Origin of the sequence: Acidovorax kalamii (genome assembly GCF_002245625.1) — a bacterium.
GTDB classification, from domain to species: Bacteria; Pseudomonadota; Gammaproteobacteria; order Burkholderiales; family Burkholderiaceae_C; genus Acidovorax; species Acidovorax kalamii.
The window spans coordinates 257,779-274,691 of record NZ_NOIG01000001.1 but is presented as its reverse complement, the minus strand read 5'-3'; the positions used below and the strand labels follow the sequence as shown (position 1 = coordinate 274,691).

Below are 16,913 nucleotides of genomic sequence, written 5' to 3'. Positions count from 1 at the left end.
CCTCACGGCCCGGGCGGTTTTTTCATGCGCGCTACGGGCTGCACGGCCAGCCCCGTGGCCTTGCCCGGCCGCTCGTGCTGGGGCGCGCGGTAAAAGCCCAGGATGCGGCGCACGTACTCACGCGTCTCGCTGTAGGGCGGCACGCCGCCATGCCGCTCCACCGCTTTCTCACCCGCGTTGTAGGCGGCCGAGGCCAGTGCCACATCGCCCCCAAAGCGGTCCAGCAACCAGCGCAGGTAGGTCAGCCCGCCACGCACGTTCTGCTCGGGGTTCCACACGTCGCGCACACCAAAACGATCCGCCGTCTCGGGGATCAGCTGCATCAGCCCCTGCGCGTTCTTGGGCGACAGCGCCCGGGCCTGGAAGTTGGACTCCGACCGCACGATGGCCAGTGCCAGGCGCGGGTCTACCTCGAAGCGGGGTGCGAGCCGCTGCACCAGCTCGGCGTGGCGGCGTTTTTCATCGGGCAGGTTGCTGACATAGCGGTCTACCACCTCGTGGGGCACAACCTCCTGGGCAGAATCGCGCACCTCCAGCCGGGGGGCGTCACCCGTGGTGAGGCAGTCCGGCAGCTGCTCGCCCGGCGCCAGGCCTTCGGCCAGGCTGCGCGCCTTCTCGTGCCCCCGCTGCGCCGCCAGGGCCAGCAAGGTGGCTGCCGCTGCCGGATCCGGCACCACATCGCGCCCCCGCATCAGCAGGCGGCCCAGGCGGTATTGGGCCTCCACGCTGCCATAGCGTGCGGCATCGCAGTAGCGCTGCGCGGCGCGGTGCGGCTGGCGCCGCACTTCGGCCTCGTAGCCCTCCTCCAGCCAGCGCGACAGCACAGGGGGCTCGTCGGCCCATTCGGGCGGGTCGTCCAGCGGCTGCGCGCGCACCTGCCAGCCGCCAGCCAGCAAAGCCATTGCCAGCAAGGCGCCATGGGCGTGAAAGGAAAACCGGGGCTGCATACCTCAACCTGTTGGATGAAGGTCCCGCCAAGACGGGGCATCAGGAGATGGGCTGCCCACTGTAGTACCGCTGGAGGATTTGCAACAGAAAAACATTGCCAGCGGTGATTTCTTGATCTGAGGCAAGAATCCACCCGCCTGCGGTAGCCCCCGGCCCCCCTGCGCCGTAGCATGAAAGCCCGCCAGGCGGTCTTTGGGGGCCGCAATCCGGGGAAAAGGCAACAACGGGACAAGGGGCATCGGCATGAACGTCAACATCACCTTCCTGGGCGGCTCGGGCACGGTCACCGGCTCCAAATACCTGGTGCGCCACAACGGCAAGAGCCTGCTGGTGGACTGCGGACTCTTCCAGGGCTACAAGCAGCTGCGCCTGCGCAACTGGCAGCCCCTGCCCGTCACGCCGCACCAGATCGACGCGGTAGTGCTGACCCACGCGCACCTGGACCACAGCGGCTACCTGCCCCTGCTGGCGCGCGACGGCTACACCCGTGCGATCCACTGCACGCCGGGCACGCGCGACCTGTGCACCATCCTGCTGCCCGACAGCGGGCACCTGCAGGAAGAAGATGCCGCCTTCCTCAACCGCCACCAGCTCAGTAGCCACAGCCCGGCCCTGCCGCTGTACACCCGGCTGGATGCGCTGCACTGCCTTAAACAATTCCAGATCCATGCCTTCCACAAGGCGTTCGAGCCCCTGCCCGGCTGGCGGGTGACGTTCTCTCCGGCAGGCCACATCCTGGGCGCGGCCAGCGTGTTGCTGGAGGTGGGTGGACGGCGCATCCTGTTCTCGGGCGACCTGGGGCGGCCCGACGACCTGCTCATGAACCCGCCCGATGCGCCGCCCCCGGCCGACACGGTGCTCATCGAATCCACCTACGGCGACCGCGAGCACCCGTCCGAAGGCCTGCTGGATGAAATGGGCCCCGCGCTGCAGCGGCTGGCAGCACGCGGGGGCATCGCCGTGGTGCCTGTGTTCGCCGTGGGCCGCGCACAGGTTGTGCTGCACGCCATCGGGTTGCTGAAGGCACAGGGCGTGGTGCCTGCGTCGCTCAAGGTGTTCCTGGACAGCCCCATGGCTGTGAGCACGACCGGGCTGTTCCAGCACCACATGCAGGAACACCGACTGAGTGGACGCGAAGTGCAAGCGCTGGAACACGGCGCCACCATGGTTCAGACAACGGAACAGTCCAAAGGTCTGGCCCGGCTGCATGGCCCCATGGTCATCCTGTCGGCCAGCGGGATGGCCACCGGCGGCCGCGTGCTGCACCACCTGGCACTGCACGCGGGCGACCACCGCAACATGATCATCCTGACCGGGCACCAGGCGCCGGGCACACGCGGCGCGCGGCTGGCCGAGGGCGAAAAGACCATCCGCATCCATGGCCAGGATGTGGCTGTGCGTGCCGAGGTGGTGCGGCTGTCGTCCGCCTCGGCCCATGCCGATGGCAACCAGCTCATCGCCTGGCTGCGCAGCATGGGCCACGCGCCCGACCAGGTGTATGTGGTGCATGGCGAAATGGGCGCCGCCGACCACCTGCGCCAGCGGATCGCACACGAACTGCGCTGGAATGCGGCGGTGCCAGAGCATGGCAGCACCTGTGTGGCCTGAGAAGGTGTGAACGAACCCGCCCCCTTGCGCAGCGGGCAAACCGCAGACGGGCAACCCAGCCATCTCGCATGGCGATGACAACCAACGAATAATGGGGAGAAAATAACGATCCTTCTCATTTCGAGAAGACAAACACCCCATGAAAAGCTCCGAGCGCAGTTTTGCGCGCCGTATTGACCTGACCTCGCTGCAACTGTTTGTGGCGGTGTGCGAGCTTGGCAGCATCGGCCGCGCGGCCGAGCGCGAATTCATCGCGGCATCGGCCGTCAGCAAGCGCCTGTCGGACCTGGAAACCGCTGTGGACACGGCCCTGCTGTACCGCCACAGCCGGGGCGTGACCCTGACCCCGGCAGGCGAGAGCCTGCTGCACCACGCCCGCACCGTGCTGTTTGGCCTCGAACGCATGCAGGGCGAGCTGAGCGAATACGCCGACGGCGTGCGCGGCCATGTGCGCATGCACGCCAACATCTCGGCCATCTTCCAGTTTTTGCCCGAAGACCTGGGCGCCTTTGCGCGCGAGCACAGCCAGATCAAGATCGACCTGCAGGAGCACCTCTCCAGCGACGTGCTGCACGCCGTGCAGGAAGGCGCGGCCGACCTGGGCATCTGCAACATCGGCATGGCCAGCGCCGGGGGCAGCCCCGCCCTGCAAAGCCGCCCCTACCGGTCCGACCGTTTGATGCTTGTAGTGCCCTCTGGGCATACCCTGTCTGCCCAGGCAGCTATCAATTTTGAAGAGGTGCTGGACTGGGACATCGTCGGCCTGCATGCCAACAGCAGCATCAGCCTGGCCATGCGCGCCGCCGCCGCCGCTGCCGGGCGCCCGCTGCGCCAGCGCATCCAGGTCACGGGGCTCGATGCCATGTGCCGCATGATCGACAACGGCCTGGGCGTGGGCCTGCTGCCCGACCGGGCTTTTGCACTGATGCGCGGCGTGGGCCAGCTGCAGGCCATCCCGCTGACCGACGCCTGGGCCCACCGCGAACTGCGCGTGGTGGCCCGCGACTTTGACGCCCTGCCCGTCACCGCGCGCCTGCTGGTGGAACACCTCGCGCCACACCCCGGCCCGGCACCAGTGAACCAAGCCCCCGACACTAAAATCCAATCCCCCACCTGAAAGTAGAAAGCCACGCCATGGGACGCACCCTGTACGACAAGATCTGGGACGAGCATGTCGTCCACACAGAAGAGGACGGCACTTCCATCCTCTACATCGACCGCCACCTGGTGCACGAGGTCACCAGCCCCCAGGCGTTCGAAGGCCTGCGCGAGGCGGGCCGCAAGGTGTGGCGCATGAGCTCCATCGTGGGCACGGCCGACCACAACACGCCCACCACAGGCTGGGAAAACGGCTACGACGGCATCACCGACCCGATCAGCAAAGAGCAGATCACCACGCTGAACGACAACATGGCGACGATCTCGCCCGCCGCGTTCTTCCCCTTCATGCACAAGCGCCAGGGCATCGTGCACGTGATCGGCCCTGAAAACGGCGCCACCCTGCCCGGCATGACCGTGGTGTGCGGCGACAGCCATACCAGCACGCACGGCGCGTTTGGTGCACTGGCCCACGGCATCGGCACCTCCGAGGTCGAACACGTAATGGCCACCCAGACCCTGCTGGCCAAGAAGGCCAAGAACATGCTGGTGCAGGTGGACGGCACGCTGGCCAAGGGCGTCACCCCCAAGGATGTGGTGCTGGCCATCATCGGCAAGATCGGCACGGCGGGCGGCACGGGCTACACCATCGAATTTGCAGGCTCCGTCTTCCGCGCCATGAGCATGGAAGGCCGCATGACCGTGTGCAACATGGCCATCGAAGGTGGCGCGCGCGCAGGCCTGGTGGCGGTGGACGACAAGACCATCGAATACGTCAAGGGCCGCCCCCTGTCGCCCACGGGCGTGGAATGGGACCAGGCCGTGGCGTACTGGAAGACGCTGCATTCCGATGCCGACGCGAAGTTCGACACCGTGGTCAAGCTCGACGCAGCCGAAATCGTGCCGCAGGTCACCTGGGGCACCAGCCCCGAGATGGTGCTGGGCGTGGACGCCCGCGTGCCGGACCCCGACAAGGAAAAAGACGCCAACAAGCGTGGCGCCATCGAGCGCGCGCTGACCTACATGGACCTGCAGCCCGGCAAGCCCATCAACGACATCACCATCGACAAGGTGTTCATCGGCTCGTGCACCAACAGCCGCATCGAAGACATGCGCGAAGCCGCCGCCGTGGTGAAGAACCTGGGCCGCAAGGTGGCCAGCAATGTGAAGCTGGCCATGGTGGTGCCCGGCTCGGGCCTCGTCAAAGAGCAGGCCGAGCGCGAGGGCCTGGACCAGATCTTCAAGGCCGCCGGCTTTGAGTGGCGCGAGCCCGGCTGCAGCATGTGCCTGGCCATGAACGCCGACCGCCTGGAGCCCGGCGAGCGCTGCGCATCCACCAGCAACCGCAACTTCGAAGGCCGCCAGGGCGCCGGTGGCCGCACCCATCTCGTCAGCCCCGCCATGGCCGCCGCCGCCGCCGTGCACGGCCATTTTGTGGACATCCGCCAATTTGCCTGAAGGAGCTTTGTCATGAAAAACACCGTCACCCTCATCGCACTGACCCTCGCCTTCGTGCTGGCCGGTTGCAACACCGTCAAGGGCGTGGGCCAGGACATCGGCAAAGCCGGCAGCGCCATCGAGCGGGCCGCCAAGTAGGACCAGAGAACGCCATGCAGAAATTCACCGTGCACAAGGGCCTGGTGGCCCCGATGGACCGCGAGAACGTCGATACCGACGCCATCATCCCCAAGCAGTTCCTCAAATCGATCAAGAAGACGGGCTTTGGCCCCAACCTGTTTGACGAGTGGCGCTATCTGGACAAGGGCGAGCCCGGCATCCCCGAAAGCCAGCGCAAGCCCAACCCCGACTTCGTGCTGAACCAGCCTCGCTACCAAGGCGCCAGCATCCTGCTGGCCCGCAAGAACTTCGGCTGCGGCTCCAGCCGCGAGCATGCGCCCTGGGCGCTGGACCAGTTCGGCTTTCGCGCCGTGATTGCACCCAGCTTTGCCGACATCTTCTTCAACAACTGCTTCAAGAACGGCCTCTTGCCCATCGTGCTGCCCGAAGCCACCGTGGCCCAGCTGTTCGACGAAGTGGCGGCCTTCCCCGGCTACCAGCTCACCATCGACCTGGAGCGCCAAGTGGTGGTGCGGCCGCAGGGCGAAGAAATCCCGTTCGATGTGATTGCCTTCCGCAAGTACTGCCTGCTCAACGGCTTTGACGACATCGGCCTGACCCTGCGCCAGTCCGACAAGATCAAGGCATTCGAGGCCCAACGTCTGGCTACCAAGCCCTGGCTGGCACACACCATGGTGTCCTGAGCCTAAAAATACCCATCAAAATGGCCGTTTGCGCGCAACCAGATTGCCCAATCAGCTATCAAAATAGAAGCAAACCAATGAAAATCGCAGTTCTGCCGGGTGACGGCATTGGCACCGAAATCGTCGCCGAGGCCGTCAAGGTCCTGAAGGCACTCGACCTGAAGTTCGAAATGGAGTCCGCCCTGGTCGGTGGCGCCGCCTACGAAGCCCACGGCCACCCGCTGCCCGAGTCCACGCTCAACCTCGCCAAAGCGGCTGACGCCGTGCTGTTCGGCGCTGTGGGCGACTGGAAGTACGACAAGCTCGACCGCCCCCTGCGCCCCGAGCAGGCCATCCTAGGCCTGCGCAAGAACCTGGGCCTGTTCGCCAACTTCCGCCCCGCCATCTGCTACGAACAGCTGGTGGGCGCTTCGAGCCTCAAGCCCGAACTGATTGCGGGCCTCGATATCCTCATCATTCGCGAGCTGACGGGCGACATCTACTTCGGCCAGCCGCGTGGCCGCCGTACCGCAGTGGACGGCCACTTCCCCGGTGCCGAAGAAGCCTTCGACACCATGCGCTACAGCCGCCCCGAGATCGAGCGCATCGCCCACGTGGCCTTCCAGGCCGCCCGCAAGCGCAACAAGAAGGTCACCAGCGTGGACAAGGCCAACGTGCTGGAAACCTTCCAGTTCTGGAAGGACGTGGTCACCGACGTGCACAAGGAATACCCCGACGTCGAACTGCAGCACATGTACGTGGACAACGCGGCCATGCAACTGGTCAAGGCGCCCAAGGCGTTTGACGTGGTGGTGACCGGCAACATGTTCGGCGACATCCTGTCGGACGAAGCCTCGATGCTCACCGGCTCCATCGGCATGCTGCCTTCGGCATCGCTCAACAGCAGCAACCAGGGCCTGTACGAGCCCAGCCACGGCAGCGCTCCCGACATCGCGGGCAAGGGCATCGCCAACCCGCTGGCCACCATCCTGAGTGCCGCGATGATGCTGCGCTTCAGCCTGAACCAGGAAGCCGCCGCCCAGCGCATCGAAGCCGCCGTGCAAAAGGTGCTGGCGCAGGGCCTGCGCACGCCCGACATCTACAGCGAAGGCACCACCAAGGTGGGCACCGCGCAGATGGGCGATGCGGTGGTGAAGGCGCTGGCCGCACAGTGATGCAGTGGACGCAGGCCTGCCGGGCCTGCCCCGCCCCCCAAAAAGCGCCGCATTGCGGCGCTTTTTTATGGGCGCCTCCATCCCGCTGTGTCCTGAAAGCATCGCCCGGCCCGGGAAATCTGGGCAAAAAGCGCTCAAAACACGGTGATGGGGCCTTATCCGCTACAATCTCGTTCTATGTTTGCCGCCCGCCCGTTCGCCCTGAACACCGCTTCTGCCGCCCTGGCAGGCGTGGCCGTGCGCGCAATCACCACCAAAACCACGACCATTAAGGGCTGACTCAGCCTGGTTCGTCGTGCGCCCTTCCTGGCCAGACGAGCCAGGCGAGCAGTCCCGGTCGGGCACTGTTTCTTACACTGAAAGGGGCGTTGAAATGAGCAAGTTGGTAGGGTTGGTCGGCTGGCGCGGCATGGTCGGCTCGGTCCTGATGGACCGCATGGAACAAGAGAAGGACTTCGATCTGATCGAGCCCATGTTCTTCTCCACCTCGAATGCAGGCGGCAAGGCCCCTGCCCAGGCCAAGAACGAGACTGCTCTGCAGGACGCGTTCAACATCGAGGCCCTCAAGCGCTGCGAAATCATCATCACCGCCCAGGGCGGCGACTACACCAACGAGGTGTACCCCAAGCTGCGCGCAGCGGGCTGGAACGGCCACTGGATCGACGCCGCCTCGTCCCTGCGCATGGAAAAGAACGCCGTCATCGTGCTCGACCCGGTGAACATGCCCGTCATCAAGAACGCGCTCGCCAACGGCGGCAAGGACTGGATCGGCGGCAACTGCACCGTGAGCTGCATGCTGATGGGCGTGGGCGCACTGTACAAGGCGGGCCTCGTCGAATGGATGAGCACCCAGACCTACCAGGCCGCTTCGGGCGGCGGTGCCCAGCACATGCGCGAGCTGCTCACCCAGTACGGCACACTGAACGCCGAAGTCCGCGCCCTGCTGGATGACCCCAAGAGCGCCATCCTCGAAATCGACCGCAAGGTGATCGCCAAGCAGCGCGCGCTGACCGGTGCCGAAACCGCCAACTTCGGTGTGCCGCTGGGCGGCTCGCTGATCCCCTGGATCGACAAGGACCTGGGCAACGGCATGTCCAAGGAAGAATGGAAGGGCATGGCCGAGACCAACAAGATCCTGGGCCAGGGCGAAGGCTTCAACTCTGCCGCCATCCCCGTGGACGGCTTCTGCGTGCGCGTGGGCGCGATGCGCTGCCACAGCCAGGCGCTGACCTTCAAGCTCAAGAAGGACGTGCCCGTGGCCGACATCGAAGCCATGATCGCTGCCGACAACGAGTGGGTGAAGGTCGTTCCCAACACGCGCGAAGCGACCATCCAGGACCTGACGCCCGTGGCCGTGACCGGCACCATGACCATCCCCGTGGGCCGCATCCGCAAGCTGGCCATGGGCCCCGAGTACGTGGGCGCCTTCACCATCGGCGACCAGCTGCTGTGGGGCGCCGCCGAGCCGCTGCGCCGCATGCTGCGCATCCTGCTGGACGCTTGATTCCAGGGCCCAATGGCCCTCCCCCCAAAGCGCGCATACCCCCGTATGCGCGCTTTTTCACGTCCAGACACCAGACACACTCCGTTACGGGACGTTGGCAATTGGCAACAACCGGATGCCCCAAGTTGGGGCCCCGACACCCCTCTCAAAGCTTCGGCGCCACCTCAGCTTGTCAGTGCAAAACATTGATGCTATGGTGCTTTTTACATATTTTCACGCGCCGGGGCGGGATCAGACCATGACAAAAAAAGCACCGCTCGTCCGAGCCGCACAAAATCCTCATCAGTTGTTGGCAAACATGCATCGTTGGAAATTCTCTGTCCTGGCGGCTGCGGCCGTGGCTTGCTCTGGTTTTTACGCCAGCGATGCATCAGCCCTGGCACTGGGCCGTATCACCGTGCAGTCGGCCCTGGGCGAACCGCTGCGTGCAGAAATCGACCTGCCCCAAATCACCCCGGCCGAAGCCGACACGCTGCGCGCCACGGCAGCCGCCCCCGAAGTGTTCCGCGCCCAGGGCATGGAGTACACCCAGGCCATGAACAACCTGCAGATCCAGCTGCAGCGCCGCCCCGATGGCACGGCCGTGTTGCGCCTGACCAGTGATCGCCCCGTGAACGAGCCCTTCCTGGACCTGGTGCTGGATGCCAACTGGGGCACCGGCCGCCTGGTGCGCAGCTACACCATGCTGTTCGACCCACCGGCCCTGCGCCGCCCTGCGCCTGCGGTCACAGCCTCGCCCCAGATTTCCGCCCCCGCAGTACAAGCCGCGCCTGCCGTGCGTGCGCCAGCGGCACCCAGGCCCACCGAATCCGCCGCCGCACCGGCTGCGCCCCGTCCTGCAGCCCCACCGCGCCCCACCCCCACGGATGGCGTCACCGTCCAGGCTGGCGACACGGCCGGCCGCATCGCCAATGCCTACAAGCCCGCAGGCGTGTCGCTGGACCAGATGCTGGTCGCCATGATGCGCGCCAACCCCGATGCGTTCATCCAGGGCAATGTCAATCGGATCAAGGCGGGCGCTGTGCTGCAAATGCCCGACGAGGCCGCAGCCCAGTCGACAACGGCACCCGAGGCACGCCAGATCCTCGCGGCGCAGGCGCGCGACTTCAACGATTTCCGCCGCAAGCTTGCTGGTGCAGCCCCGTCCACCGAAGTGGCAGCCGCACAGCGCTCGGCCTCTGGCTCTGTGCAAACCCGGGTGGAAGACAAAAAACCCGCCACAGCGGCGCCCGACAAGCTCACGCTTTCCAAGGGCTCAGTGAAGGGCCAAAAGGCCGCTGAAGAGCAGGTCGCCAAGGACAAGCAGGCGGGTGAAGCCGCCACCCGGATGGCCGAGCTGTCCAAGAACATCACCGACCTGAACAAGCTAGGCGCAGCCTCGTCCGCCGCAGGTGGCAGTGCCGCCCCTGCAGCCGCAGGCGCTGCCAGTGCTCCCGCTGGCGTGGCTGTGCAAGCACCCGCCGTACCTGCCACGCCCACAGCCCCAACCGCCCCCGAGGCTCCGGCATCGGCGCCTGCAGCCGCAGCCAGCGCACCTGCAGAAGCATCGGTTCCTGCAGAAGCGGCCGCCTCGGCACCTGTAGCCGAAGCGTCCGCCCCTGCACCGGCTCCAGCCCCAGCCCCAGCACCTGCGCCCAAGCCAGCCCCGGCCCCCGCACCGGTCGAGGAGCCCGGCTTCCTGGCCGGCCTGATGGATGATCCACTGCTGCCGATCGGTGGCGGGATCGTGCTGGCGGGTCTGCTGGGATATGGCGCCTACCGCGTAGTCCAGCGTCGCCGCCAGAACAACGGCGTGGACAGCTCCTTCCTGGAAAGCCGCATCCAGCCCGACTCCTTCTTTGGCGCCAGCGGTGGCCAGCGTGTGGACACGGCCAACAGCGATATGACCACTGGCTCGTCCATGGCCTACTCGCCGAGCCAGCTGGACGCCGGCGGCGATGTGGACCCCGTGGCCGAGGCCGACGTTTACCTGGCCTATGGCCGCGACCTGCAGGCCGAAGAAATTCTGAAAGAAGCCGTTCGCCACAACCCGGGCCGTGTTTCCGTGCATGTCAAGCTGGGTGAAATCTACGCCAAGCGCCAGGACCGCAAGGCCCTGGAGGCCGTGGCCGGCGAGGTCTTCAAGCTGACCCAAGGCGAGGGCCCGGATTGGGCACGCATCGCCGAACTGGGCCGCGACCTGGAGCCCGACAACCGGCTGTACCAGCCTGGCGGCCGCCCAGGCATGGGCGAAGACGAGTCGCCATCGCTGCCCCCTGGCGGCTTCCCCAGCACCTTCACCGGCGCAGGCAGCCCTGCCGCAGCCCTGCCGCCCGACCTGGACCTGGATCTCGACCTGGACTTGCCCGACGATGCGTTGACCGACGCACCTCCCGCTGCTCCCGGCGGATTTGCTGCGGCGGCTGCCGCTGCCACCAGTGCCCGTGGCAACATGCCGTCGGACGCGGACGAGCCCCCCACCCTGCGCCCTGAACTGGATCTGCCCCCACCGTCCGCAGAGCCTCCCGCCGCATGGAACAGCCCTGACACATCGCCCAGCCCCATGGCGCCCCCTCCGGTGGCCGACCTGGACTTCCCCAGCGCTGACGACCTGAGCATGGCCCCTTCCGGACCCATGCCGCTGACGGGTGACACCAAGGACTCCAGCCCCATGGAATTCGACCTGGGCGAGCTGTCGCTGGACCTGAATGCGCCCACCAAGCCCATGGCAGCCCCAGCAGCCAAGGCACCAGCCCCGGTGGCCGACTCCTCGGATGACGGCTCCGCCGCCGCGCAAGACGACCCCCTGGCCACCAAGCTGGCGCTGGCAGAAGAGTTCAACGCCATTGGCGACACCGATGGTGCCCGCACGCTGATTGAAGAGGTGGTTGCGGAATCCAGCGGCGCCCTCAAGACCCGCGCCCAGCGCATGCTGGCCGAACTGGGCTGATGCTGCCCCCTCAGGCACGCACAACCCCTCCCACCCCGTCCCCAGGCCACCCCATGACGCGGGTGGCACTGGGTGTCAGCTACAACGGCCAGGCCTACAGCGGCTGGCAAAGCCAGCTGTCGGGCAACACGGTTCAGGACAAACTCGAAGCGGCCCTGGGCCGCTTTGCCACGCATCCCGTGAGCACCCTGTGCGCTGGCCGCACCGATGCAGGGGTGCATGGGCTGATGCAGGTGGTGCACTTTGACACTCTGCTTCAGCGGCCTGCATCGTCCTGGGTGCGGGGCACCAACACCTTTCTCCCGGCCGACATTGCCGTTCAGTGGGCACAACCCGTCCCATCGGATTTCCACGCCCGCGCCAGCGCTGTGGCGCGTCGTTATGCCTACGTGCTACTGCAATCGCCTGTGCGGCCGAGCGTGGATGCCGGGCGCGTGGGCTGGGTGTTCCACCCGCTGGACCACGGCGCTATGCGGCAAGCGGCCGACATCCTGCTGGGCGAGCATGACTTCACGTCCTTTCGCGCCTCTGCCTGCCAGGCCAAGTCGCCCGTCAAGACGCTGCACCGCATCGACATCACCCGCCGGGGCCTCGGCGACCCCCACCCGGAACTGGGCTGGAGCCCCTGCTACTGGCGCTTTGAATTCGAAGCCAACGCTTTTCTGCACCACATGATCCGCAACATCATGGGTTGCCTGATTGCCGTGGGCCGGGGGGACCAACCGCCCGAATGGATGGCCCAGGTGCTAGCTGCACAGTCACGCGACGCTGCCGCACCAACGTTTTCGCCCGACGGGCTGTATTTTCAGGGCCCGGTCTATGAAGCCCGCTGGGGCCTGCCCCAGCGCACGGCTGCGTATGATTGGCTGCCATGAAAGCCCAAGACATCGCCCCCCTTCCCCCCGCCCGCACCCGCATCAAGATCTGCGGCCTGACCCGCGAGGAGGACGTGGATGCAGCCGTGGCCGCAGGTGCCGATGCGATCGGCTTTGTGCTCTACGCCCCCAGCCCCCGTGCGGTCACTCCTGAGCGCGCAGCCCAGCTGGCCAAACGCCTGCCTCCGTTTGTGACCCCGGTGCTGCTCTGCGTGAACGAGACCGCTACCAATGTGATAGCTGCGAGCGCTTTGGTAGCGGGCGCAACCATCCAATTTCATGGTGATGAATCGCCCGAGGACTGCCTTGCAGCCACCGGCCAGGGCGTCAGGCCCTACCTGCGCGCAGCACGCATTCCCCTGGGTGATGGTGCCGCCCGGTTCGACCTCGTAAAATACGCGAACGATTATTCTCACGCCCAGGCCATCCTGCTCGACGCCCATGTCGAAGGTTATGGTGGCGGCGGCAAGGCATTCAATTGGTCACTCCTTCCACCAAGCGTCAGCTCTCACCTCGTTTTGTCTGGTGGACTCACGCCTGCAAACGTGACCGATGGCATTTTGCAAGTCCGCCCGCGTTGCAAAACGCTGGCGGTTGATGTCAGCTCCGGCGTCGAGGCCACGGACCCGAACAGTCCCGATGGTCAGCCCCTGAAGGGCATCAAAGACGCCGGAAAGATCCAAAGGTTTATCGCCGCTGTGCGTGCGGCCGATGCCCAACTTGCAAAGAACCCTCATGAATTCCTATCAGCAACCTGATGCTTCGGGCCACTTCGGCCCTTACGGCGGCAGCTTCGTCAGCGAAACACTTACCCACGCGATCCAGGAACTGCGCGACGCCTACGCCCGCTACCAGAACGACCCGGATTTCCTGGCCGAATTCGCTTACGAACTCAAGCACTTCGTGGGCCGCCCCTCGCCGGTCTACCATGCTGCCCGCACCAGCCGCGAGCTGGGTGGCGCGCAGATCTATCTCAAGCGCGAAGACCTCAACCACACCGGCGCCCACAAGATCAACAATGTGATCGGCCAGGCCATGCTGGCCAAGCGCATGGGCAAGCCCCGCGTGATCGCCGAGACCGGCGCTGGGCAGCACGGCGTGGCCACGGCCACGATCTGCGCGCGCTATGGCCTCGAATGTGTGGTCTACATGGGCTCCGAGGACGTCAAGCGCCAGAGCCCCAACGTCTTCCGCATGAAGCTGCTGGGCGCCACCGTGGTGCCGGTCGAATCGGGCAGCAAGACGCTGAAAGACGCGCTGAACGAGGCCATGCGCGATTGGGTCGCCAATGTGGACAACACCTTCTACATCATCGGCACCGTGGCGGGCCCGCACCCCTACCCGATGATGGTGCGCGACTTCCAGAGTGTGATCGGCAAGGAGTCCATCGAACAAATGCCCGCCATGCTGGCCGAGCAGAAGATCGCCGCCGAGCAGCCCGATGCCGTGATCGCCTGCGTGGGCGGCGGCAGCAACGCCATGGGCATCTTCCACCCCTACATCCCATTCGAGAAAACGCGCCTGATCGGCGTGGAGGCGGCCGGCGAGGGCCTGGACAGTGGCAAGCACTCGGCATCGCTGCAGCGCGGCAGCTCGGGTGTGCTGCACGGCAACCGCACCTTCATCCTGCAGGACGCCAACGGCCAGATCACCGAGACCCACAGCATCAGCGCAGGACTGGACTACCCCGGCGTGGGCCCCGAACACGCCTGGTTGCAAGAGATCGGGCGCGCCGAATATGTGGGCATCACCGACAGGGAGGCGCTCGCCGCTTTCCACCATCTGTGCCGTACCGAAGGCATCATCCCGGCGCTCGAATCGAGCCACGCCTTTGCCCACGCCTTGAAGCTCGCGCCCACCATGCGACCCGACCAGTCCATCCTGGTCAACCTCTCGGGCCGGGGCGACAAGGACATTGGCACCGTGGCCGATTTGTCGGGTGAAGATTTCTATGACCGACCCTCCATGCGCGGCCTGACCGTCAAGGGCGCCCCAGGAGACGCCAAGCCATGAGCCGCATCCAGACCACTTTTGAACAGCTGAAAGCCCAGGGCCGCAAGGCACTGATCCCGTACGTCACCGCAGGCTTCCCGTTTGCTGACATCACGCCCGCCCTCATGCACGGCATGGTGGAGGCGGGCGCCGATGTGATCGAGTTGGGCGTGCCGTTTTCCGACCCCATGGCCGACGGCCCCGTGATCCAGAAGGCCGGCGAAAAGGCACTGAGCCTTGGCGTCGGCATGGTGCAGGTGCTCGACCACGTGCGCGAGTTCCGCAAGCGCAACAGCACCACCCCCGTGGTGCTGATGGGCTACGCGAACCCGGTGGAGCGCTATGACCAAGTCCATGGTGAGGGCGCCTTCGTGCGTGACAGCGCCGAAGCCGGGGTCGATGGTGTGCTCATCGTGGACTACCCGCCGGAGGAGTGCGAGCAGTTTGCCGCCAGCCTGCGCGCGCACAACATGGACCTGATCTTCCTGCTGGCGCCCACCAGCACGGATGAGCGCATGGCCCAGGTGGCGCGCGTGGCCAGCGGCTATGTGTACTACGTGTCGCTCAAGGGCGTGACCGGCTCGGGCGCACTCGACACCTCGGCCGTGGAGCAGATGCTGCCCCGTATTCGCCAGCATGTGACCATCCCCGTGGGCGTGGGTTTTGGTATCCGCGACGCAGCCACGGCCCAGGCGATTGGCAAGGTGGCGGATGCCGTGGTCATCGGCAGCCGCATCATTCAGCTGATCGAAGACCAGGAGCATGCCAAGGTGGTGCCCCTGACCATCGACTTCCTGCGCGGCATTCGCAAGGCTTTGGACGCCTAGACACCTGGACGCATAATGCAGCCCGGCGCGCCCGCACCCCACCCGGTGCGGCGCGCCACAGATTCCACCCGGCCTGCCCCTGGCGCTTCAAGCGCCCCCACAGGCCGAGCCACCGAAGAGGAGAACACCATGTCCTGGCTCGAAAAACTTCTGCCCTCCAAGATCCAGCAAACCGACCCCACCGAGCGCCGCCAGGTGCCAGAGGGCCTGTGGATCAAGTGCCCAAGCTGCGAGACGGTGCTCTACAAGGCCGACCTGGAGCACAACCAGAACGTCTGCCCCCACTGCAGCCACCACCACCGCATTGGTGCCCGTGCGCGCCTGGACGCCTTCCTCGATGCGGAAGGCCGCTACGAGATCGGCCAGGAAGTGCTGCCGGTCGACGCACTCAAGTTCAAGGACAGCCGCAAGTACCCCGAGCGCCTGAAGGAAGCCCTGGAGAACACTGGCGAGACCGATGCGCTCATCGTCATGGGTGGCGCGGTCAAGAGTATCAACGTGGTGGCGGCCTGCTTCGAGTTCGACTTCATGGGCGGCTCCATGGGCTCCGTGGTGGGCGAGCGCTTCGTGCGTGGCGTGGAAACCGCCATCGAGCAGAAGGTGCCTTTCATCTGCTTCACCGCCACCGGCGGCGCGCGCATGCAGGAAGGCCTGCTGTCGCTCATGCAGATGGCCAAGACCAATGCCGCTCTCACCCGCCTGGCCAAGAAGGGCCTGCCCTATATCAGCGTGCTGACCGACCCGACCATGGGCGGCGTCTCTGCTGGTTTTGCCTTCGTCGGCGACATCGTGATCGCCGAGCCCAAGGCCCTGATCGGCTTTGCCGGTCCGCGCGTGATCGAATCGACTGTGCGCGTGACGCTGCCCGAGGGCTTCCAGCGCGCCGAATTCCTGCAGACCAAGGGCGCCGTGGACTTCATTTGCGACCGCCGCGAACTGCGCAACACCGTGGCCAGCAGCTTGGCCATGCTGCAGCGGCTGCCGGCGGATGCAGTGATGTAACTAAAAGCCCGCAGATGCAGAGCGAGCGGCCCCGCCTATCTGGCGCGGCCGCTCTTTTTTGATAGCTACTCAGGCTTACCCATTGCGCGCAGGGGCCGTTTTTAAGTAGCTCTTCCGGCTCAACGCATGACGCTGGCCTGTAAATGGCCCAGCACAATCATGACCACCTGCAGCAACACCAGCACGGCCAGGGGCGACAGGTCGATACCCCCCACCAGCGGGATAATCCGGCGAAACGGCCGCAGGACCGGTTCGCACAACCGGGCAATCACATCGGACAGCGGTGAACGCGCCTGCACCCAGGACATCACGGCGTAGACAATCAAAAGGCCGATCAGCCCCGACACCGCCACCCGCGCCAGGCCAAACAGGGCCAGCCACGGCAGCCAGGCCCATGCAGAAGCAGCCCCAAGCAACAAAGTCAGCAGGGAGTACTGCACCAGCTGCAGCAATGCAGCAGCCACCAGGCTCGACACATCCCAACGCCCCACCGGAGGAATCACCCGGCGCAGCGGCATGATCAGCCAATCGGTCAGGGCAAACACCACCCCCCCCACCGGGTTGGCGAACGGAACACGTTGCCACTGCATGTACAGCCGCAGCAGACAGGCACCCGTGAGCAAGCCACCAACAACATCGAGCAGGAAAGAAGCGATCTGAAAGAGCATGGGTGGAAAAAGGGGCGGAGGGAACAAAAAACAAGGGCGGGACTGAA

The 16,913-nt window shown here is 65.8% G+C and carries 15 protein-coding genes; 13 read left to right on the top strand and 2 right to left on the bottom strand.

Annotation, left to right across the window (positions count from 1 at the left end; all coding sequences use genetic code 11):
* Positions 1-2 precede the first annotated feature (2 nt).
* Positions 3-902, bottom strand: a complete 900-nt coding sequence (locus tag CBY09_RS01210) for a lytic transglycosylase domain-containing protein (RefSeq protein ID WP_240515532.1) — start codon at positions 900-902, stop codon at positions 3-5.
* 289 nt (positions 903-1,191) lie between these two features.
* Between CBY09_RS01210 and CBY09_RS01205 the strand changes: the two genes are divergently transcribed.
* The 13 genes from CBY09_RS01205 (at position 1,192) to accD (ending at position 16,198) form a co-directional block, all read left to right on the top strand.
* Entirely contained in the window at positions 1,192-2,556 is a 1,365-nt protein-coding gene (locus tag CBY09_RS01205) for an MBL fold metallo-hydrolase (protein ID WP_094285566.1), read from the top strand.
* A 139-nt stretch (positions 2,557-2,695) separates the two neighbouring features.
* Positions 2,696-3,673, top strand: a complete 978-nt coding sequence (locus tag CBY09_RS01200) for a LysR family transcriptional regulator (RefSeq protein ID WP_094285564.1) — start codon at positions 2,696-2,698, stop codon at positions 3,671-3,673.
* Between the two features lie 17 nt (positions 3,674-3,690).
* Positions 3,691-5,112: a 3-isopropylmalate dehydratase large subunit gene (gene leuC / locus CBY09_RS01195; protein WP_094285562.1), complete on the top strand. Its 1,422-nt coding sequence runs from the start codon at positions 3,691-3,693 to the stop codon at positions 5,110-5,112.
* Between the two features lie 12 nt (positions 5,113-5,124).
* On the top strand, positions 5,125-5,250 hold the full coding sequence (locus tag CBY09_RS01190) for an entericidin A/B family lipoprotein (protein WP_094285560.1): 126 nt from the start codon (positions 5,125-5,127) through the stop codon (positions 5,248-5,250).
* 14 nt (positions 5,251-5,264) lie between these two features.
* A complete protein-coding gene (gene leuD, locus CBY09_RS01185; RefSeq protein ID WP_094285558.1) occupies positions 5,265-5,915 on the top strand; it encodes a 3-isopropylmalate dehydratase small subunit in 651 nt (216 codons plus the stop codon).
* 77 nt (positions 5,916-5,992) lie between these two features.
* Complete coding sequence (gene leuB / locus CBY09_RS01180; RefSeq protein WP_094285556.1) at positions 5,993-7,069, top strand: 3-isopropylmalate dehydrogenase; 1,077 nt, start codon at positions 5,993-5,995, stop codon at positions 7,067-7,069.
* 373 nt (positions 7,070-7,442) lie between these two features.
* Positions 7,443-8,573 carry an aspartate-semialdehyde dehydrogenase gene (asd, locus tag CBY09_RS01175; RefSeq protein ID WP_094285554.1) on the top strand — a complete coding sequence of 377 codons (1,131 nt, stop codon included), beginning with the start codon at positions 7,443-7,445 and terminating at the stop codon, positions 8,571-8,573.
* Positions 8,574-8,871: 298 nt separating this feature from the next.
* Entirely contained in the window at positions 8,872-11,502 is a 2,631-nt protein-coding gene (locus CBY09_RS01170; protein WP_240515531.1) for a motility hub landmark protein FimV, read from the top strand.
* Between the two features lie 53 nt (positions 11,503-11,555).
* Positions 11,556-12,377: a tRNA pseudouridine(38-40) synthase TruA gene (gene truA, locus CBY09_RS01165; protein WP_094285550.1), complete on the top strand. Its 822-nt coding sequence runs from the start codon at positions 11,556-11,558 to the stop codon at positions 12,375-12,377.
* The gene (locus CBY09_RS01160) at positions 12,374-13,135 is read left to right on the top strand and encodes a phosphoribosylanthranilate isomerase (protein ID WP_094285548.1); all 762 of its coding nucleotides are present in this window, start codon (positions 12,374-12,376) and stop codon (positions 13,133-13,135) included. Before truA ends, CBY09_RS01160 begins: the two co-directional genes overlap by 4 nt.
* Positions 13,113-14,390 (top strand): tryptophan synthase subunit beta, encoded by a 1,278-nt coding sequence (trpB, locus tag CBY09_RS01155; RefSeq protein ID WP_094285546.1) that lies wholly within the window; start codon positions 13,113-13,115, stop codon positions 14,388-14,390. Before CBY09_RS01160 ends, trpB begins: the two co-directional genes overlap by 23 nt.
* Complete coding sequence (gene trpA / locus CBY09_RS01150; RefSeq protein ID WP_094285544.1) at positions 14,387-15,196, top strand: tryptophan synthase subunit alpha; 810 nt, start codon at positions 14,387-14,389, stop codon at positions 15,194-15,196. Before trpB ends, trpA begins: the two co-directional genes overlap by 4 nt.
* Positions 15,197-15,325: 129 nt before the next feature.
* Positions 15,326-16,198 (top strand): acetyl-CoA carboxylase, carboxyltransferase subunit beta, encoded by an 873-nt coding sequence (gene accD / locus CBY09_RS01145; RefSeq protein WP_094285898.1) that lies wholly within the window; start codon positions 15,326-15,328, stop codon positions 16,196-16,198.
* Between the two features lie 119 nt (positions 16,199-16,317).
* Here the strand turns inward: accD and CBY09_RS01140 are convergent, their stop codons facing one another.
* Positions 16,318-16,866, bottom strand: a complete 549-nt coding sequence (locus tag CBY09_RS01140; protein ID WP_094285542.1) for a YggT family protein — start codon at positions 16,864-16,866, stop codon at positions 16,318-16,320.
* Positions 16,867-16,913 lie beyond the last annotated feature (47 nt).

Bases quoted from the DNA above. Each gene is read 5' to 3' on its own strand.
- CBY09_RS01210 (WP_240515532.1), bottom strand. From the start codon at position 902: ATGGCTTTGCTGGCTGGCGGCTGGCAGGTGCGCGCGCAGCCGCTGGAC.
- CBY09_RS01205 (WP_094285566.1), top strand. From the start codon at position 1,192: ATGAACGTCAACATCACCTTCCTGGGCGGCTCGGGCACGGTCACCGGC.
- CBY09_RS01200 (WP_094285564.1), top strand. From the start codon at position 2,696: ATGAAAAGCTCCGAGCGCAGTTTTGCGCGCCGTATTGACCTGACCTCG.
- leuC (WP_094285562.1), top strand. From the start codon at position 3,691: ATGGGACGCACCCTGTACGACAAGATCTGGGACGAGCATGTCGTCCAC.
- CBY09_RS01190 (WP_094285560.1), top strand. From the start codon at position 5,125: ATGAAAAACACCGTCACCCTCATCGCACTGACCCTCGCCTTCGTGCTG.
- leuD (WP_094285558.1), top strand. From the start codon at position 5,265: ATGCAGAAATTCACCGTGCACAAGGGCCTGGTGGCCCCGATGGACCGC.
- leuB (WP_094285556.1), top strand. From the start codon at position 5,993: ATGAAAATCGCAGTTCTGCCGGGTGACGGCATTGGCACCGAAATCGTC.
- asd (WP_094285554.1), top strand. From the start codon at position 7,443: ATGAGCAAGTTGGTAGGGTTGGTCGGCTGGCGCGGCATGGTCGGCTCG.
- CBY09_RS01170 (WP_240515531.1), top strand. From the start codon at position 8,872: ATGCATCGTTGGAAATTCTCTGTCCTGGCGGCTGCGGCCGTGGCTTGC.
- truA (WP_094285550.1), top strand. From the start codon at position 11,556: ATGACGCGGGTGGCACTGGGTGTCAGCTACAACGGCCAGGCCTACAGC.
- CBY09_RS01160 (WP_094285548.1), top strand. From the start codon at position 12,374: ATGAAAGCCCAAGACATCGCCCCCCTTCCCCCCGCCCGCACCCGCATC.
- trpB (WP_094285546.1), top strand. From the start codon at position 13,113: ATGAATTCCTATCAGCAACCTGATGCTTCGGGCCACTTCGGCCCTTAC.
- trpA (WP_094285544.1), top strand. From the start codon at position 14,387: ATGAGCCGCATCCAGACCACTTTTGAACAGCTGAAAGCCCAGGGCCGC.
- accD (WP_094285898.1), top strand. From the start codon at position 15,326: ATGTCCTGGCTCGAAAAACTTCTGCCCTCCAAGATCCAGCAAACCGAC.
- CBY09_RS01140 (WP_094285542.1), bottom strand. From the start codon at position 16,866: ATGCTCTTTCAGATCGCTTCTTTCCTGCTCGATGTTGTTGGTGGCTTG.